This is a genomic window from Flavobacterium sp. (genome assembly GCF_003525665.1).
In the GTDB taxonomy this organism is placed as follows: domain Bacteria; phylum Bacteroidota; class Bacteroidia; order Flavobacteriales; family Flavobacteriaceae; genus Flavobacterium.
In genome coordinates this window covers 855-4,174 of record NZ_DQDX01000183.1, presented here as the reverse complement: position 1 = coordinate 4,174, position 3,320 = coordinate 855, and the positions used below count along the sequence as shown (strand labels likewise).

The window sequence follows — 3,320 nt, the reverse complement described above, 5'->3', positions numbered from 1 at the left end:
GCCCAAGCGATTCGCTCCTAATTTTAAAAACCCATGCTAATAACTTTTAATAAATAAAGTTACTAAATTGATATACATTTCTTTTTGGTTTCGATGAAATTAATTACTTTTGTGACACTTTAAAATCGACAAACTTTTATTATGGACATACACGAATATCAAGGAAAAGAAATATTAGCCAGTTATGGTGTAAAAATTCAACGTGGTTATGTGGCAAACAATCCGCAAGAAGCGGTTGCTGCTGCAAAACAATTGACTGCTGAAACAGGAACTGGATGGCACGTTATTAAAGCTCAAGTTCACGCAGGTGGAAGAGGAAAAGGTGGTGGCGTTAAGCTTGCTAAAAATTTGCAACAAGTTGAGGAATTGGCTGAGCAAATTATTGGAATGCAATTAATCACTCCGCAAACTAGTGCTGAAGGTAAAAAAGTACACAAAGTTTTGGTTGCTGAGGATGTTTATTATCCTGGTGAAAGTGAAACTAGTGAGTTTTATATGTCGGTTTTATTGAATAGAGCGACTGCAAAAAACATGATTGTTTATTCTACTGAAGGTGGAATGGATATTGAAGAAGTTGCTGAGCACACACCACATTTAATTTTCAATGAAGAAATTGATCCAAATGTTGGTTTACAAGGTTTTCAAGCTAGAAGAATTGCTTTTAATTTAGGTCTTTCTGGAAATGCTTTTAAAGAAATGGTTCAGTTTATTGATGCTTTATACAAAGCTTATGTTGGTTCAGACGCTTCAATGTTTGAAATCAACCCAGTTTTGAAAACATCTGATAATAAAATTATTGCTGTTGATGCCAAAGTAAATCTTGATGATAATGCTTTATACCGTCACGCTGCATTAGCTGAATACAGAGACGTTCGTGAAGAAAATCCAATTGAAGTTGAAGCGAAAGCGGCAGGTTTAAATTATGTTGACCTTGATGGAACTGTTGGTTGTATGGTAAATGGTGCTGGACTTGCAATGGCAACGATGGACTTAATTAAATATGCAGGTTTTGAACCAGCTAACTTCTTAGACGTTGGTGGAACTGCAGATGCAAAACGTGTGGAATTGGCTTTTAGAATTATCTTAAAAGATCCAAACGTGAAAGCTATTTTGATTAACATTTTTGGTGGAATCGTTCGTTGCGACCGTGTTGCTCAAGGTGTTGTTGATGCTTACAAAAATATGGGTGACGCTATAAAAGTGCCAATCATTGTAAGATTACAAGGTACAAATGCTGAAATTGCTAAGGAATTAATTGATAATTCTGGTATGCCAATTTTATCGGCTGTACAATTTCAAGAAGCTGCAGATCAAGTTCAAAAAGCGCTTTCTTAATTAGTTAGAAATTATTTTATATATAAAGTCCCGAGTCTTATGCTCGGGATTTTTTTTTTACAATTCTTCGGAATCTATTTCATCTTTCATAGAAATCGATTTATCGTTCTTTTTTAAATATTTTTCATAATTTTTTTCGTCCTTTAAATTTCGTTTTATTAAAAAAGCGACTAAGACAAGAGCAATTAAAATAACGCTTCCAACTATATACCAATTTATTTCCATTTGATTTAATTTTTACTAAAATACGAATTATGTAAGTTCTATTTTGGCAAAGTATATTATCAAATTGAGTGAAAATTGTTAAAAAATAGTGATTGTAACTTCTTACTTACTGCTTTACTACAATATCATATTTTTCCAATAGTCCTTTTAATCCATCTACAGAAAAAATAGCTTTTTTTAGTTTGTTTTTATCGGGATCAATGCTGTAATCATAACTGGTATAAAAATCGGTTTTGTTGGCAATAGTATCAATAAAAACGGCTTTTCGTAGATTGCAATTGTCAAATAAAGCTTCGGTTAAATCACTCGCCATAAAATCTACCGAAATCATACTGCAATTGATAAACTGCATTTTTTTGAGTTTTAAAGCATAGAATTTGGCATAATCCAGCAAGCAATCTTTAAAATGAAATTCGTAAATTACTTGATCGGTCATGGCAAAATTTACATTAGTAAAATTACATTTTGTAAAAAATACACCACGTAAAGAAACGTAATTGATTTTTGTGTCTTGAAAATTGCAATCAAAAAAGTTGCAATCAATGAACGTTACCGTTTGAAAAGTACACGTTCTAAAATCGCAATTGTAAAAAACACAATTTTCAAATTCTTTAAATTTGGTATTGAAATCATCAAATGTTTGGTCTTTAAACTCTTGATCAAGAATATAATCTACGTGCATAATTTTATTTTAAGATGGTAAAACTACTAAAATATATCGGATGATTTGAGTGTAATTTCATTCTAATTTCTACTAATTATAACTATTTTTACAGAATAAATTGTTTCAAAATGGAATCCAATAACGCCTCTTTTTTCAAGTATTGTCCTAATTGTAGTTCGCAAAATGTAACGTATGTAAATAATTTCAAATTGCATTGTAACGATTGTGATTTTGTTTTGTATCATAACATTGCAGCAGCTGTCGCAGTCATTTTTACATTTGAGGACAAAATCCTTTTCACAGTAAGAAATGTCGATCCCGATAAAGGAAAACTCGATTTACCAGGCGGATTTATAGATCCAAATGAAACTGCCGAAGAAGCTGCTTGTCGAGAAATTAATGAAGAATTAGGTTTGGATATTTCAGCAGATAATTTAAAGTACATTACAACGGCACCAAACAATTATTTGTACAAAAATGTGCCCTACAGAACGATGGATATTTTCTACGAATGCAATCTTGAAGAAGATAAAATTTCGGTTAATGCTAAAGATGAAATTGAGGAATTAATTTGGATAAAACGGAGTGAAATTAACCTTGATAAAATTGGATTTGTTTCTATTCGAAAAGTGATTGGTGACAATTATTTAAAATAGCGAAGTTACTTTAACTCAAAATTAGTATTCGTTTTGTTCGGTTTTAAAGTTTAAATAGTAATTTTATATGCTATGGAAAAGAACGTTAAAAAAGGATTTTTATTCAAGAACTACGAAGCGCCCAATCTTTCGCCATTTGATAAACTTTTTGAGATTTTCAAGGAGTTAATCACGCACACTTCAGGCGATTTTGCCGAGGCAATTGATTGGTTAAGACAATTGGACGTTGAGTATAAACTAACCGACGCTAATTACACCATCGATGATTTCATTGAAGATTTAAAGAAAAAAGGCTACATCCGCGAAGAAATAAAACCCGATGGAACTTCAGGAACTGGAATCACTGCTAAAACTGAACGCGCCATTCGTCAAGCGGCATTAGATCAAATTTTTGGTAATCTTAAAAAATCTGGATCAGGAAATCATAAAACCAAATATGC

4 protein-coding genes and 1 pseudogene are annotated in these 3,320 nt (G+C 32.0%); 3 read left to right on the top strand and 2 right to left on the bottom strand.

The window, feature by feature from the left end:
* Window positions 1–141: 141 nt before the first annotated feature.
* Window positions 142–1,335 (top strand): ADP-forming succinate--CoA ligase subunit beta, encoded by a 1,194-nt coding sequence (gene sucC, locus DIU01_RS12760; RefSeq protein WP_035126000.1) that lies wholly within the window; start codon window positions 142–144, stop codon window positions 1,333–1,335.
* A gap of 57 nt (window positions 1,336–1,392) precedes the next feature.
* Here the strand turns inward: sucC and DIU01_RS12755 are convergent, their stop codons facing one another.
* The gene (locus tag DIU01_RS12755) at window positions 1,393–1,560 is read right to left on the bottom strand and encodes a hypothetical protein (RefSeq protein WP_290835041.1); all 168 of its coding nucleotides are present in this window, start codon (window positions 1,558–1,560) and stop codon (window positions 1,393–1,395) included.
* A 106-nt stretch (window positions 1,561–1,666) separates the two neighbouring features.
* The gene (locus tag DIU01_RS12750; RefSeq protein ID WP_290835039.1) at window positions 1,667–2,242 is read right to left on the bottom strand and encodes a pentapeptide repeat-containing protein; all 576 of its coding nucleotides are present in this window, start codon (window positions 2,240–2,242) and stop codon (window positions 1,667–1,669) included.
* A 110-nt stretch (window positions 2,243–2,352) separates the two neighbouring features.
* Here DIU01_RS12750 and DIU01_RS12745 point away from each other — a divergent pair, with 110 nt between their 5' ends.
* Both DIU01_RS12745 and DIU01_RS12740 read left to right on the top strand, forming a co-directional pair.
* Window positions 2,353–2,880: an NUDIX domain-containing protein gene (locus DIU01_RS12745; RefSeq protein ID WP_290835037.1), complete on the top strand. Its 528-nt coding sequence runs from the start codon at window positions 2,353–2,355 to the stop codon at window positions 2,878–2,880.
* A 72-nt stretch (window positions 2,881–2,952) separates the two neighbouring features.
* A pseudogene (locus DIU01_RS12740) lies at window positions 2,953–3,320 on the top strand (hypothetical protein); the annotation flags it as partial.